Raw genomic sequence first — 14,629 nt, forward strand, 5'->3', positions numbered from 1 at the left:
GGGCTCAGGTGCCGCTGCCGAAGGTGCCGATCCCCTCGGTCAGCAGGTCGAAGGCCTCGTCGATCACCCGGCTCTGATCCGTGGCGACGGCCGGGGCCGGGTCGCCGGCGATGAGCCGGCGCAGGGGGGTGACCACGACGGTGGTCGCCGCGGCCAGGAGCAGGCGGGCGACCAGGTCGGCGCGGACCGGATCGCCGGTTTCCTCGCTCAGCCGGCGGGCTACGGCCGATTCCAGGTACTCGCGTTGTTCCCGGGCCCGCGAGAGCAGCGCGGGGCTGTCCGCGATCAGGTGACCGAACTTCGCCATGCCCGGCGCGGCGGTGGACAGCACGTGCCGCTGGGCCAGCAGCCGGTGCATCAGCCCCCGGACCGCCTCGACGACGGGCTGGCCGGGCGGCCGGTCCCGGAGGGCGTCGACGAGCAGTTTTTCGGCCTCGGCCTGCAGATCCAGGAGCAGGTCCTCCTTGCGCGGGAAGTAGTTGGTCACCGTGGCCTTGGCGACGCCGGCCGCCTCGGCGATCTCCACGACCGTCACGGCCTCGAACCCGCGCTGAGCGAACAGGCGTGTCGCGACATCGGAGATGTGCTGCCGGGCCTCCCGCTTCTTGCGTTCTCTCAGTCCCTCGCGCATGGTCGAAAACCATACCAGGACCAAACTTGACACGATCATAATTTTAGTACCATCATAGTTTTATGGATGTGGACGTGGTGGTGGCCGGTGCCGGCCCGGTCGGGCTCCTGCTCGCGGCGGAGCTGAGCCTCGCCGGCGTTTCCGTGGTCGTGCTGGAACGCCTGACCGAGCAGAACCAGGCCCTCAAGGCGGGCGGGATCAACGGGCGCAGCAACCAGCTGCTCGCCCGGCGGGGGCTCGGCGCCCGGATCGCCGCGGAAGCCGCGAAGCACGGTGACGGATTCGCCGCGTTCAGTCGCGAGCGCACCGCCCCCGGCGCCGACGGCCGCCCGCCAGCCCGGTTCGGCGGGCACTTCGCGGGGTTGCTCCTGAACACCGGATCGGCCCTCGAGGTCCCGCCCGCCACCGTCCTGCCGCAGCAAGCGCTGGAGCGGTTGCTCGGCGCGTGGGTCGCCGAGCTCGGCGTCCCGGTGCTGACCGGGCACGAGGCCACCGAGCTCTGGCAGAACCCGGACGAGGTGACCGTGCGCGTGCGTACGAGCGATGGCGCGAAAGCCCTGCGGTGCGCGTATCTCGTCGGCTGTGACGGCGGCCGCAGCACCGTGCGCAAGCTCGCGGGGTTCGCGTTTCCCGGTACCGACCCGCTGACCACCGGCTACCAGGCGATGCTCACCCTGGACCCCGCCGTGCCGCTGCCCACCGGGTGGCACGCCACCGACCGCGGGCTGTACGCCCACGGACCGAAACCCGGCCGGATCCTGACGGTGGAGTTCGCCGGACCGCCCGCCGACCGCGATGCCCCGGTCACCCGGGCCGAGGTGCAGGAAGCACTGCGCCGCGTCAGTGGCGCGGACGTGGTCGTCACCGAAGTCGAAGCGGCGGCCAGGTTCACCGACAACACCCGGCAAGCGGCAACCTACCGACGGGGTCGCGTGCTGCTGGCCGGCGACGCCGCGCACGTGCACCCGCCCTTCGGCGGCCAAGGCCTGAACACCGGCCTGCAGGACGCGGCGAACCTCGGGTGGAAACTGGCCGCGACCGTGCACGGGTGGGCGCCGAGCGGGCTGCTGGACAGCTACACCACCGAACGTCACCCGGTGGCCAGGCAGGTCCTGGAGAACACCCGCGCGCAGATCGCGCTCATGCGGCCGGACCCGCACAGCCGTGCGATGCGAGCGTTGTTCGCGCAGCTGCTCGAAGACGACGTGACCCTGACCGACCTGCTGGGAGCCCGGCTGCAAGGCCTCGACGTCCGCTACGGCACGGGCCCTCGGGCCCACCCGCTGACGGGGCGCTACCTGCCCGACCTCCCCGGTCTGGCGGACGCCATGCGGCTGCCGCGGCCGGTCCTGGCCGATCTGAGTGGTTCGGCGGGGTTGGACGCCGTCGCCGAAGGCTGGCGCGACCGGGTCGACCTGTGCCGCTTACCCGCGGCGCCCGGTGTGACCGCGTTGCTGCTCCGCCCGGACGGCTACGTCGCCTGGGCCGCGGACGGCCCTCCGGACGCGGCTTCCCTTCGCGAAGCCCTGACCACGTGGTTCGGTGAACCGCGGTGACCCCCGCCGGTTCAGCGGCCGGGATCCGGCCGGCCGGTGCGGTTCAGGAGGCCGGTGAGGTAGATGTCGGCTTGACGGCGAGCGGTGAGCTTCCACTCCGGGACGTGGGAGAGACCCTGGGCCAGCAACGCGCCGAAGCTGACGATGTCGGCTCTGGTCACGTCGGCCCGGATCGTGCCGTCGTCCCGTCCCTGGTCGAGGATCGCGCCGAGTGTCCGGTGGGCCTCGTCCCGGAGGGCGACGGTGGCCTGGTCGACGGGTGCCGGGCCACCGTGCATCGGGAGCACGAGGTCCGATCCGTGCTCGATGGTCCGGTCGAGGAAGAAGCGGATCCGCTCGATCGGTGGTCCGTCGAGGGCCGCGGCGCGGCGGGCGGTTTCCAGCACCAGCTGGAAGGACCGGTGCGTCAACGCGCCGAGCAGCGCGTCCCGCGAGGGGTAGTGGCGGTACACGGTTCCGACGCCGACCCCGGCGTCCGCCGCGATGGTGGCCATCGGGACCGCGGTCCCTTCCCGGCGGACCGCGGCGGCGGCCGCCGCGAGGACCCGGTCGCGGTTGCCGGCCGCGTCCTTCCGTGGTCCGCGTCGCCGGACGACTTTGTCCTGTTCCTCGGTCACGGCACCGATCATCGCAGCTCGAGGGTCCGGAGGCATCGTTGACAGCCTCGTTAGCCGGACGATATCGTCCGTTTAAGGCGCACGAGTGCCGGGAAGAAGGACCTCCGTGACATTCACCGTCGACCCTCAGGTCGCCGCGATCCTGGCGCCGATGGCCGAAGCCATGGCCGACGCACCGCACCCCGCCGTGGGCGACGTCGCGACCCGCCGAATCGCGCTGGAAGCGATGATGGCCGAGACCGCGGCGCTGCAGCCCACGCCGGCCGACGTGACGGCCACCGACTTCCACGCGGTCGCCGGGGACGGCACGAAGGTGCTGCTGCGCTGGTACGCCAAGGACGGCGCCGCCCCCGGTCCGGCCGCGCTGTACCTGCACGGCGGCGGGATGATCCTGGGCAGCGTCGCGCTCTACGACGCGCCGATCGCCCGGTACGTGTCCGCGAGCGGGGTGCCGATGCTGGCCGTCGACTACCGGCTCGCTCCCGAGCACCCCGACCCCACGCCGGTCGAGGACGTCTACACCGGCCTGCGGTGGCTGCACGACCACGCCGCCGAACTCGGCGTCGACCCGGCCCGGATCGCCGTGATGGGCGACAGCGCCGGTGGCGGCCTGGCCGCCGGGGTGACGTTGCTGGCCCGTGACCGCGGCGGACCGGCGGTGGCGCGCCAGATCCTCGTCTTCCCGATGCTCGACGACCGCACGACGACGCCGGATCCGGAGCTGGTCCCGTTCGCGACGTGGACCTACGACGACAACGCCACCGGGTGGGCGGCGCTGCTCGGTGACCGGGCCGGCGGGCCGGACGTCTCGCCGTACGCCGCCGCGGCGCGGGCGGCCGACCTCTCGGGCCTGCCGCCGACGTACCTCGAGGTCGGCCAGCTCGACATCTTCCGCGACGAGGACCTCGACTACGCCCGGCGGCTCGGCGCGGCGGGTGTCGACGTCGAGTTCCACCTGCATCCCGGTGTACCGCACGAGTTCGAAACGTTCGCCTGGGACACCGACGTCGCCCGCCGCGCGGTCACCGATCGCCTGCGTGTCCTCGGTTCCCTCTGACCATCCACTTCGGACTCGTCCGTTTCGGACCCGTCCTTTCGAACGGAGCCACCCGATGAGCATGGCCTACCTCGCCCAGCCCGATCAGCAGCAGAAACTGGAGTGGCTCGACGGCGGCACGCTGTCGATCCTGCTCGACAGCGCGGCGACCGACGGCCAGCTGATGGTCGGCCGGTTCGACGTCGCCAAGGGGGAGGCGCCGCCGTTTCACCTGCACACCAAGGAAGACGAAGTCTTCATGCTCATCAAGGGCACCGCGCTGGTCTGGGTGGGCGAGGAGGAGATGGAGCTGGCGGAGGGCGGCATCGTCTTCCTGCCCAAGAACATCCCGCACGCCTACCGCATCACGTCCGCGAAGGCCGACCTGCTGATGATCAACACCCCGGCGGGCATCGAGGGCATGTTCCGCCACGCCGGCCGCGACCGGGCCGAACCCCGCCCGGACGGCTTCGAGATCTCCCCGGACCGGATGGCCGAGGCGGCGGAGAAGTTCGGGAACGTCATCGTCGGCCCGCCACGCTGACAGCGGGCTATTCCTGCGGGTGCAGGACGATCCGCCCGAAGGGCCGCGTCCCGGCGAGTACGTGATAGGCGGCCTGGACCGCGGCGAGCGGGTAGGCGGCGGCGATGGGTACGGCCAGGTTCCCCGAGGCGCTGAGGTCGGCGAGAGCCCGCAGACCTGAAGCACCACCGGCGTTCGCCGTGCCCAGGGCCTGGACCCCCTTTTCCTTGGCGGCCTGGTAATCCACCACGGTGGTGACGCGCGGCGGGGACACGCCGAGGGCAAGAGCGAGGTCGACGTAGCCCGACCCGAACGCGTCGATGAAGGCGTCGATCGGACGACCGTCGGCCGCTTCGCGGATCTTCTCGGCGACGTTGGTGCCGTAGGACACCGGGCGTACACCGAACTTCCGCAGCCGGTCCGCGTTGCCCGGCCCCGCGATGCCGAGCACCGTCGCGCCATTTCGCCGGGCGAGTTGCGCGGCCGTGAGACCGACCCCGCCGGATGCGCCGGAAATGACGACGACCTCACCTTCGCGGGGCTCGACAGCCTGGACGGCGGCCAGGCCGGCCATCGGTGTGACGTACAGGGAACCGGCCACGTCCCACGGCAGCACGGCCGGTTTCGGGACCACCTGATCGACCGGGACGGCGGCGAACTCGGCGTGCGCCGACCAGTCCTGCGACCAGCCGAGCACCTCGTCACCGATCTTGATGTCGCGCACGTCCGCGCCGACCGCGGTGACCGTGCCGGCCAGGTCGCGGATCGGCACGTAGGGCGCTCCGTGCAGCGCGGACAGGGAGCCGGGGTTGATGCACGACGCTCGGACCTGCACCACAGCCTGACCCGGGGTGGGTTCGGGGGCGGGGACCTCGTCGATCCGCAGCTGCTCGATACCGCCGAATCGATCGTATCGGACGATGCGCATGGCCGGTCCTTTCCTGACTGTCGGGCCGTCGAAGGTGCTCGTCGCCGTTCACCGGCGCCGGATGAGCGGCAGCAGGATGTCGTCGACGAGGTGGTCGAGGAAGGTGTCGTCACAGGGTTTCCCGGCCACGACGATCCGGTGGACGATGACGGCCGGGGCGATCTCCGCGAACAGCTCCGCCGCACGCGGGGACAGTTCTTCGTCGTGTTCGAGCGCGCCGCGGAAGGATTCTCCGGCCATCGCGGCCTCGTCGCGCCGCAGGATGCGCCGCATCCCCGTGGCCAGGTCCGGATCGCCGCGCATCCCGGCGAAGAGCGCGCCGAGCAGTCCGACCTCCTGCTCGGCGATCTCGCCGGCGAGCCAGGCCACCATCGCGGCCAGGCCGTCGCGAAGGTTGTCCGAGGTGACCTCGGGTGGTGTGGCACCCGCCCGGTGCTCGACCGCTCCCACCACCAGCGCCGCCTTGTTCGGGTAGCGGCGGTAGATCGTCGCCTTGGAGACCCCGGCTTCGGCCGCGACCGCTTCGATCGACATCTGCTCGTATCCGGACGCGACGAGCAAACGAAGGGTCGCGTCGAGGATCGCCACGTCCCGGCCGGCGTCACGCGGCCTGCCCCGGCCCGGCGGGGGCAGGTCTGGTGGGCTGCTCATCGGGCCGCCGATCTCCTGACTTTCAATACGACACCGTTCCGTATTGAAAATCTACCGGCGGGGCTTGGTCCTGTCAAACCGAAGTGGCTGACGACGCAACCCGGCCTGCGCTCTCGGGCCTTTCCCGCGACCACAGTGGACAGTCCGGATGCGGAAGAAGTCCCGGATACCACAAATCCCCGGGTTGAAGATCTTCAACCCGGGGATGGGGTGTGAGGGACGCAGAGCCCTTCAGCGCAAACGGGTCAGGCTCCCGCGGCGGCCTTCAGGTCCGCCGCGCGGGCGGTGCTCTCCCACGGCAGACCCAGCTCCGGACGACCGAAATGGCCATACGCGGCAGTCGGGGCGTAGATCGGGCGCAACAGGTCCAGATCACGGATGATCGCGGCCGGACGCAGATCAAACACCTCGGTGATGGCCTGCTGGATCTTCGACGGATCCACCGTCTCCGTCCCGAACGTCTCCACGAACAAACCCACCGGCGCCGCCTTACCGATCGCATACGCGACCTGCACCTCGGTCCGCGTGGCCAAGCCCGCGGCGACGACGTTCTTCGCCACCCACCGCATGGCGTACGCGGCGGAGCGGTCGACCTTCGACGGGTCCTTGCCCGAGAACGCGCCACCACCGTGGCGGGCCATCCCACCGTAGGTGTCGACGATGATCTTCCGGCCGGTCAGGCCGGCGTCCCCCATCGGGCCACCGATGACGAAACGACCGGTCGGGTTGACCAGCAACCGCGCGCTGGAGGTGTCGATGCCCAGGTCCTCGAGCTCGGGGCCGACCACGTGCTCCTTGACGTCGACGCTGAGCATCTTGTCCAGGTCGATGCCGTCGGCGTGCTGCGAAGACACGACCACGGTGTCGAGGCGGACCGGCTGGTCGCCGGCGTACTCGATGGTCACCTGGGTCTTGCCGTCCGGGCGCAGGTAGGGCAGCACGCCGTCCTTGCGGACGGCGGTCAGCCGCTTGGAGAGCCGGTGCGCCAGCGCGATCGGCAGCGGCATCAGCTCCGGGGTGTCGGAGCAGGCGTAGCCGAACATCAGGCCCTGGTCACCCGCGCCCTGGCGGTTGATCTCGTCCTCGACCGAGGCCCCTGACTCGACCCGTGTCTCGTAGGCGGTGTCGACGCCCTGGGCGATGTCGGCCGACTGGGACCCGATCGCGACGTTGACGCCGCAGGAGTTGCCGTCGAAACCCTTGGCGGAGGAGTCGTAGCCGATCCGCAGGATGACGTCGCGGACGATGGTGGGGATGTCGGCGTAGGCCTCGGTGGTCACCTCACCGGCGACGTGGACCTGGCCGGTGGTGATCAGGGTTTCGACCGCGACGCGGCTGCGCGGGTCCTTCGACAGCAGGCCGTCGAGGATCGAGTCGCTGATGGCGTCGCAAATCTTGTCGGGGTGCCCTTCGGTCACCGACTCCGAGGTGAACAACCTGCTGCCGGACATGACGGTCCTCGCTTCCGTGAAGGTTTCGCCGGGAGTAACGGACAGCGGCAGGCATTCCGCACGGAATGCCTGCCGCTGGTGGTGAACCCGAGTCGAAGTCTTTCCCCAGTCCCCAGTGAACTTCGGTCGAACTCGGTTTCCCCGGTGGTGCGTCGGGAGGTGGTCAGCCTTCCTTGCCCGATATCGCGTGGTCGTCGTCCGGCAGCCCGATCACGGTGTCCGCCGCGTTGTCCAAAATGGACACGATCCACGAGAGCAGGTCCTGCTTCGTCGTGCTGGCGGCCTCGAGCCATCGCTGCTTCCGGTCCGCCGGCACGTTCATCTCGATGCTGAGGACGTCGCTGCCGTCCTCGTCGTCCGCCGCCCGCGCCGCCTTGCGGCTGGCCCGGACCCGGTTGCGCAGCTCGTTGCGTGACCACGCGAACTTCTCCGCCCGGTCGAGCCACTTCTCCTGCTGTTCCTCCGGCAGGCTGGCCAGCTCCGCGTGGTGCTGGAAGCTGAGCGCCGGCCGGCGGCGGGTCACCGAGTACCGTCGCGCCACCCACGCGTAGTTGCGAAGCGTCTGATAATCCAATGACGTCTTCGCGATCGCGTGCATGTAGCGGTCGGGGTACTGCGCCTGTCCGTAGATCAACCAGTCGCCCAGCCACCACGTCGAGGACTCCGAGATCACGAAGATCTCGTGGCCGATCTTGCTCCACTCGTCGAGCGGGATCTGGGGTGGCAGGTTGAGGCTGGTCCGCCTGGTCAGCATCCCGTCGGTGAACGGCCGGCCGGACAGGCGGCCCGGGGGCGAAGCGACCGGTGACCGGTCGGTGTTCCGCGGGCTGCCGGCCGGTTCGGCGTGCCGCGGAATGCTGCCCTCTTTGCTCGTCATCATCACCATTCGTCTCCTAGGCGTCATCGACGTAGACGACCTCGGCCCGGTGAACGTGGTCTCCGGGCCGCCCTGTGCTCCTCCCCATTGGCCTTCTCCTCCTTCCACGATCGGGTGAATTCCTTGGTGCCAGCACCCTACACGCGGGCATGGTGCCGGGTTGGTTTTCCGGGATTCCCCGGGGCGGCTTCGTGCGCCGTTCCGGAATTCGGGGCGGTGCGGGTGACCTGAGCACCTCGCCACGGGGATCGGAACGGCGCGTGGCCGCTCTCGTCCCATTCCGGGAGGGCACCACAACGGTGTGGTGTATAGGGAAAGTGATCCCGGGCACGCGTCCCGCCGTCCGGGGTGGGCGCGGCCGGTTAGTTCACGCCGTGGACTAAATGAAGATCATTCGGGTTTGTCCGTTGGCTCCCCGGCCCGGCGCGCGCCTTCGCGTCCGCCGTCGCCGGTCGTGCCCGAGCCCCCGTGCCGAAACGGTCGTGTCCAAAGCGCCCCCAGGTGCCCCAGTGGTGCGGGCCTCGACGGGCCCGCGTCCGGCCGAAGCGATCCGGGTGCGCGACGATTCCGCGCGGAGGCGGACCACCTCGGTGACCAGGTGGATTCTGGCACCGCTGTTGGTCTTTGACAAGTTGGGCGCGCTGTGTCCACGCCGGACTCGGCGCCGCTTCCGCGCCCGCCCGGCGGGTGCCGGGCGCGGGACCCGCGTCCCGCCGGCGGGACGTCCGGTCCGTGCCGGTGAATACCGGCGAACCCCGGGAGTGTGACCGGAAATCGTCACCCGCCGGCATCGGGGAGAAGGGCTTCGATGCGGTGCCCGCGCCATTGACGCCTCCGCGTCGCCTTGCCTAGGGTTCCGATATCCACATCGCGGCATTCTCATTATCGCCTCGCGGTCGACGTATATCGACGAATGGACCCAGAAATGAACAAGGCCATGAAAGGAATCGTGCTCGCCGGCGGAACCGGTTCGCGGTTGTACCCACTGACGAAGGCGACGTCGAAGCAGCTGCTCGCGGTCTACGACAAGCCGATGGTCTATTACCCGCTTTCGGTGCTGATGCTCGCCGGCATCCGGGAGATCCTGGTCATCTCGACCCCCGACAGCATCCCGGCCCTGCGCGCGCTGCTCGGCGACGGCTCCGACCTGGGGCTCGACATCGGCTACGCCGAGCAGGACCAGCCGCGCGGCATCGCCGAGGCGCTGCTCATCGGCGCGGACCACATCGACGGGAATCCGTCCGCGTTGATCCTGGGCGACAACATCTTCCACGGTGCCGGCTTTTCCCGAATCCTGCGCGCCGCGCGCGAGCGCCTCGACGGCTGCACGCTGTTCGGTTACCCGGTCTCCGATCCCGAGCGCTACGGCATCGGGGAAACCGATGATCGCGGTTCCCTGGTGTCGATCGAGGAGAAACCGCTGCGCCCGCGTTCCGACAACGCGATCACCGGGCTGTACCTCTACGACTCCGACGCCGTCGAGATCGCCCGCGGCATCGAGCCGTCGGCGCGGGGCGAGCTGGAGATCACCGACGTCAACAAGGCGTACCTCAAGGACGGCCGCGCGCAGCTGTGCCGGCTCGGCCGCGGGTTCACCTGGCTCGACGCCGGGACGCACGACTCCCTGCTCGCCGCCAGCCAATACGTTCAAGTGATCGAAAAGCGCCAGAGCGTGCGGGTCGCGTGCCTGGAGGAGATCGCGCTGCGCATGGGCTACATCGACGCCGAGCGGTGCCGGCGCGCCGGCGAGGCGATGAAGAGCTCCGAATACGGCAAGTACCTCGTCCAGCTCGCCGAGACGCTGGGCTAGCGGGATGGGATACGCGGAGCTGACCCCGCACGAGCTGCTCACGCCCGGGTTCGCGGCGCCGGAGGTGACCGGGCGCGCCTGGCACGTCCGGTGGGACCGCGAGCCGGCGATCGGGCCGGACGCGCTGCCCGCCGTCGTCGACTTCCACACCTCGGGCACCACCGGGCCGCGCCGGCGGTGGCGGCGGCACGGGCCCAAGGTGTGGGCCGAGGCGGGGATGCTCGCCGACCTGGTGGCCCCCGGGCGGCCGGACGCCGTCGTGTCGTTCGTGCCACCGGTCCACCTGTTCGGCGCGCTGGCCACGGTGCTCGTCCCGGCCCGCCTGCGCGTGCCGGCGTGGTACCGCGACGGCTTCTACGGCACCCTGCCCGGCATCGGCGGCCGCCCGGTGGTGATGGCGACGCCGTGGATCTTCGAGCTGCTGCTGCGGCACCTGGACTGGGTGCGCGGGCTCGACCACCTCACCGTGCTCTACGGCGGCGCCATGCTGCCGGCCACCGCGGGCGACCTGCTGCGCGAACTCGGTCCGGAACGCGCCCTGCTGGTCGAGGTCCTCGGCTCCACCGAAGCGGGCGGCATCGCGACGCGCACCTGGCGCGAAGGCGAGCCCCCGGAGTGGCAGCTGTTCCCGGACGTCGGGTTCGCGGGGCCGGTGACGCCGGGTACCGAGGTGCCGCTGGCCGTGACCAGCCCTCGGCTGGCGTTCCGGCCCGGCGAACCGGAGCCGGCGTCCTGGGAGGCCGACGACCGGGTCGTGCCGCTCGGCGAGCGCTCGTTCCGGCACGCCGGCCGGGCCGGCCGGCTCGTCAAGGTCAACGGCCGCCGGATCAACCTCGACGACGCCGAGTACGCCCTGCGAGCCGTGCTCGACTGCGCCGACCTCGCGCTGCTGCCGGTCACCGACCCGAAGATCGGCGAGCACGTCGAACTGCTCGTCGCCCTCGCGCCCGGCACCGAGGTCGCCGACCTCGACCTCGCGGCCGCGTTCGCCCGCCTGGGCGTCCGGCCGCGCAAGCTGCACGTCGTGCCCCGGATCGACCGGTCCGCCCTGGGCAAGCTGCGGCACGTTCCCGCCCCCACCACACCCGACGAGGAGGTCGCAGCGAGGTGACACCGATCGCCGAAAGCCAGGGCCGCGAGCTGACCAGTTCCACGTACCTGAGCGAGATCGTCTGGAGCGCCGACTGGGACGCGAAGATCGACCCGTGCGACGACGCGGACATCGCCCGGATGCGCGCGAGCGCCCGCACCATCGAGGAGCACCTCACCGCCGACAAGCCGGTGTACGGGCTCACCCAGGGCTTCGGGCCGCTGGTGGTGTTCGACGCCGAGTCCGAGATGGAGCAGGGCAGCTCGCTCATCTCCCACCTCGGCACCGGCCAGGGCGCGCCGCTCGCGCCCGACGTCTCGCGGCTGATCCTGTGGCTGCGCATCCAGAACATGCGCAAGGGCTACTCCGCCGTCACGCCGCGGTTCTGGCAGATCCTCGCCGACCTGTGGAACAAGGGCTTCACGCCGGTGATCCCGCGGCACGGCACGGTCAGCGCCAGCGGTGACCTGCAGCCGCTCGCGCACGCCGCGCTGGCGTTCGGCGGGCAGGGCCGGGCGTGGCGCCGCGACGGCGGCGGCCGGTGGACCACGGTGCCCGCGAAGGACGCGCTGAGCGCGCTGGGCCACGAGCCGGTCGACTGGCCGGTGCGGGAGGCGCTGGCGTTCGTCAACGGCACCGGCGCGAGCCTCGCCCAGTCGATCGTCAACCACCAGTCCGCGCTGCGGCTGGTGCAGGCGGCCGCGATGCTGACCGGCCGGCTGGCGAAGCTGCTGGGCGCCAACCCGGAGCACTACGACGCCGGGCACGGCATCGCGCGCGGCCAGCTCGGCCAGCTGACCGCGGCCGAGTGGATCCGGCGCGAGCTGCCGGACGGCCAGGCCCGCGACCCGAAGCGGCCGCTGCAGGAGCCCTACAGCTTGCGGTGCGCGCCGCAGGTGCTCGGCGCGGTGCTCGACCAGCTCGACAACGTCGGCAACGTGCTGGCCCTGGAGGTCGACGGCTGCCAGGACAACCCGATCACCTTCGAGGGGCGGCTGCTGCACGGCGGCAACTTCCACGCGATGCCGGTCGGGCTCGCCTCCGACCAGACCGGGCTCGCCATGCACATGGCCGTCTACCTGGCCGAACGGCAGCTCGGGCTGCTGTTGTCCCCGGCCACCAACGGCGACCTGCCGCCGATGCTGACCCCGCGCGCCGGTCGCGGCTGCGGGCTGGCGGGCGTGCACATCAGCGCGACGTCGTTCGTGTCGCGGATCCGGCAGCTGGTCTACCCGTCGTCGCTGACGACGTTGCCCACCAACGGCTGGAACCAGGACCACGTCCCGATGGCGCTCAACGGCGCCAACTCCGTGGCCGAGGCCCTGGAACTGGGCTGGCTGGTGATCGGCTCGCTCGCGCTCGGCGTCGCGCAGCTGGCCGTGATGACCGGCGCGCCGCCGGCCGATGGCGGGATCTGGGCCGAGCTCGCCGGGATCTGCCCGCCGCTGGCCGAGGACCGGCCGATGGCGGGCGAGGTGCGGGCGGCGCGCGACCTGCTCCACCGCTACGCCACCGACGCGCTGGCCAACGGCGACGCGGGATGAGCCTGCGGGTCAAGGGGATCTCGTTGCAGGTCGACGAGGTGAGCGAGGAAGCCGCCGCGCACGACCTGCGCGCGATCAAGGAGCAGCTGCACTGCACCGACGTCATCCTGATCGGGATGGACCTGCCGAAGCTGTTCACCGCGGCGCACCACGCGCTGGAGAACGGCCTCGACGTCTGGATCGAGCCGCACCCGGTGGACATCGGGCGGCGGAAGGTGCTGCGCACCCTGGAGATCGCCGCGCTGGCCGCCGAACAGCTGCGACGCGGCTTCCCCGGCCGGGTCAACCTGGTCGTCGGCTGCGAGTTCTCCCTGCACCTGGCCGGGATGATCCCCGGCCGGCCGGAGGCGATGCGGCTGCTGCTCACCATCCATTGGCGGCGGCGTTTCGAAAAGCGGATCAACCGCAAGGTGAACAAGCTGCTGGCGCGGGCGCTGGGCCGGGTCAAGCCGGTGTTCGGCGGCCCGGTCACCTACGCGGCGGCGTCGTGGGAGGACGTCGACTGGTCCGGCTTCGACTACGCCGGGGTGAACCTGTACCGCACGGCGTCGAACTCGGCGCAGTTCGAGGTGCGGCTGCGGGAACGGCTCGCGCGCGCCGGGAAACCGCTGCTCATCACGGAGTTCGGCTGCGGCGCCTACGTCGGCGGCGCGCAACGCGGGCCCGGCTCGTTCAAGATCGTCAACTGGCTCTCGGTGCCGCCCAAGATCCGCAAGGGCAACATCCGCAGCGAGCGCGTGCAGGCCGCGTACGTCGGCGACATGATCGACGTCTACTCCCGCAACGACGTCCACGGCGCCTTCGTCTACACGTTCGCGCTGCGCGACTACCCGCACTTCGCGGATCCCTTGCGGGACCTGGACATGGCGTCGTTCAGCGTCGTGAAGATCGACCCCGACGACCTCGAACGCTGGGAACCGAAGGCCGTGTTCCACGAGATCGCGCGCCGGTACGCCGTTCCCGCGGTGCGGCTCGCCGCGGGTGGCCGCGCTAGCATCGAGCAACCATGATCGGTTAGACCGCTTACGGGGGACCCATGGAAATTCACCAGCTGCAGAAGCACGATCGGTTCCACATCCGGCAGAAGCAGAAGCTGATGGTCATCCGTTACCACGTGTACGCGGACGACGGCCAGGGCCAGCCGGGTGACCTGGTCGCGTTCATCGAAGAGAAGCGCCTCACCTTCAAGGAACACGCGACGTTCTACACCGACGAGAGCAAGGAAACGGTGCTCGCGAAGTTCCGTTCCCACAAGGTGGAAGAGCTCTCCAGCGCGTACCAGGTGCTGGGCACCGGCGGCGACGAAGACGTGCTCGGCCTGTTCGGCAAGAAGTTCGGCAAGTCGTTCTACCGCTCGACCTGGGTGCTCGACCAGGAGGGTCGCGACCGCCTGACGGTCAGCGAGCGCAGCCAGGGCATGGCGGCGTTCCGCCGGATCTGGAAACTGGTCCCGTGGCCGGGTGACGTCGAGGTCCCGTTCTTCTGGAAGTACCACTTCGACTTCACCCGCGGCGAGGACCAGGTCGTGGGAGCGGTGGAGAAGACCGCGCGGCTGTCGGACAACTATCTGCTGCGCCTGGAGGACGACGAGATCGACCGCCGCCTGGCCCTGGGCCTGGCGATCGGCCTGGATGCCCTGCAGTACAACTGATCCTCCCCAAGCCGTGAATGTCGCATTGAGGGACTTAGGGGTCAGTTCAGAATGAGTTTGCGTAGGCAGATCATGGAGCAGGCCAGGCTGAGGATGGCTCGATGCACGTCGGCTCGGCGTTCGGTGCGGATGCGCAGGCGGCGGAAATTCTTGAGCCAGGCGAAGGTGCGTTCCACGGGCCAGCGGATGGTGCCCAGGCCGGAGCCGTGCTCGGTGCCACGGCGGGCGATGAGCGGGGTGATGCCGCGGGCGCGGACCAGTCGG

15 protein-coding genes are annotated in these 14,629 nt (G+C 70.6%); 8 read left to right on the forward strand and 7 right to left on the reverse strand.

Translation table 11 applies throughout. The features are described 5' to 3' along the window. Positions 1-4: 4 nt before the first annotated feature. Positions 5-631 (reverse strand): TetR/AcrR family transcriptional regulator, encoded by a 627-nt coding sequence (locus tag ACGFMK_RS19780; RefSeq protein WP_392764906.1) that lies wholly within the window; start codon positions 629-631, stop codon positions 5-7. Positions 632-693: 62 nt separating this feature from the next. Here ACGFMK_RS19780 and ACGFMK_RS19785 point away from each other — a divergent pair, with 62 nt between their 5' ends. After that, on the forward strand, positions 694-2,187 hold the full coding sequence (locus tag ACGFMK_RS19785) for an FAD-dependent monooxygenase (RefSeq protein WP_392764908.1): 1,494 nt from the start codon (positions 694-696) through the stop codon (positions 2,185-2,187). A gap of 11 nt (positions 2,188-2,198) precedes the next feature. Here ACGFMK_RS19785 and ACGFMK_RS19790 read toward each other — a convergent pair whose 3' ends face one another. Next, positions 2,199-2,804 (reverse strand): TetR/AcrR family transcriptional regulator, encoded by a 606-nt coding sequence (locus tag ACGFMK_RS19790; RefSeq protein WP_392764909.1) that lies wholly within the window; start codon positions 2,802-2,804, stop codon positions 2,199-2,201. A 106-nt stretch (positions 2,805-2,910) separates the two neighbouring features. Here ACGFMK_RS19790 and ACGFMK_RS19795 point away from each other — a divergent pair, with 106 nt between their 5' ends. Next, entirely contained in the window at positions 2,911-3,861 is a 951-nt protein-coding gene (locus tag ACGFMK_RS19795) for an alpha/beta hydrolase (RefSeq protein ID WP_392764911.1), read from the forward strand. Positions 3,862-3,916: 55 nt separating this feature from the next. Then, entirely contained in the window at positions 3,917-4,384 is a 468-nt protein-coding gene (locus tag ACGFMK_RS19800; protein WP_392764914.1) for a cupin domain-containing protein, read from the forward strand. Positions 4,385-4,391: 7 nt separating this feature from the next. On the opposite strand, the gene ACGFMK_RS19805 is transcribed toward ACGFMK_RS19800, so the two are convergent. From ACGFMK_RS19805 to ACGFMK_RS19820, 4 genes are all read right to left on the reverse strand, one after another. Then, positions 4,392-5,291 carry an NADP-dependent oxidoreductase gene (locus ACGFMK_RS19805; protein WP_392764916.1) on the reverse strand — a complete coding sequence of 300 codons (900 nt, stop codon included), beginning with the start codon at positions 5,289-5,291 and terminating at the stop codon, positions 4,392-4,394. Between the two features lie 48 nt (positions 5,292-5,339). Then, the gene (locus tag ACGFMK_RS19810; RefSeq protein WP_392764918.1) at positions 5,340-5,942 is read right to left on the reverse strand and encodes a TetR/AcrR family transcriptional regulator; all 603 of its coding nucleotides are present in this window, start codon (positions 5,940-5,942) and stop codon (positions 5,340-5,342) included. A 245-nt stretch (positions 5,943-6,187) separates the two neighbouring features. Beyond that, positions 6,188-7,393, reverse strand: coding sequence for a methionine adenosyltransferase (gene metK / locus ACGFMK_RS19815; protein ID WP_392764921.1), 1,206 nt, complete (start codon positions 7,391-7,393; stop codon positions 6,188-6,190). A 163-nt stretch (positions 7,394-7,556) separates the two neighbouring features. Beyond that, complete coding sequence (locus tag ACGFMK_RS19820; protein WP_392764924.1) at positions 7,557-8,273, reverse strand: LmbU family transcriptional regulator; 717 nt, start codon at positions 8,271-8,273, stop codon at positions 7,557-7,559. A gap of 934 nt (positions 8,274-9,207) precedes the next feature. Here ACGFMK_RS19820 and rfbA point away from each other — a divergent pair. From rfbA to ACGFMK_RS19845, 5 genes are read left to right on the forward strand one after another with little or no spacing between them, the layout of a single operon-like run. Then, positions 9,208-10,080 (forward strand): glucose-1-phosphate thymidylyltransferase RfbA, encoded by an 873-nt coding sequence (gene rfbA / locus ACGFMK_RS19825; RefSeq protein WP_392764952.1) that lies wholly within the window; start codon positions 9,208-9,210, stop codon positions 10,078-10,080. A 4-nt stretch (positions 10,081-10,084) separates the two neighbouring features. Further along, positions 10,085-11,191 (forward strand): AMP-binding protein, encoded by a 1,107-nt coding sequence (locus ACGFMK_RS19830; RefSeq protein WP_392764927.1) that lies wholly within the window; start codon positions 10,085-10,087, stop codon positions 11,189-11,191. After that, positions 11,188-12,714, forward strand: a complete 1,527-nt coding sequence (locus ACGFMK_RS19835; RefSeq protein ID WP_392764930.1) for an aromatic amino acid lyase — start codon at positions 11,188-11,190, stop codon at positions 12,712-12,714. The genes ACGFMK_RS19830 and ACGFMK_RS19835 overlap by 4 nt, the downstream gene beginning before the upstream one ends. Next, positions 12,711-13,724: a hypothetical protein gene (locus ACGFMK_RS19840; RefSeq protein ID WP_392764932.1), complete on the forward strand. Its 1,014-nt coding sequence runs from the start codon at positions 12,711-12,713 to the stop codon at positions 13,722-13,724. Before ACGFMK_RS19835 ends, ACGFMK_RS19840 begins: the two co-directional genes overlap by 4 nt. Positions 13,725-13,750: 26 nt before the next feature. Beyond that, complete coding sequence (locus ACGFMK_RS19845; protein ID WP_392764934.1) at positions 13,751-14,365, forward strand: hypothetical protein; 615 nt, start codon at positions 13,751-13,753, stop codon at positions 14,363-14,365. 41 nt (positions 14,366-14,406) lie between these two features. Here the strand turns inward: ACGFMK_RS19845 and ACGFMK_RS19850 are convergent. Beyond that, on the reverse strand, positions 14,407-14,629 hold a 223-nt coding region (locus tag ACGFMK_RS19850; RefSeq protein WP_392764936.1), incomplete at its 5' end, for a transposase.

Source organism: Amycolatopsis sp. NPDC049252 (assembly GCF_043197175.1).
GTDB lineage: Bacteria > Actinomycetota > Actinomycetes > Mycobacteriales > Pseudonocardiaceae > Amycolatopsis.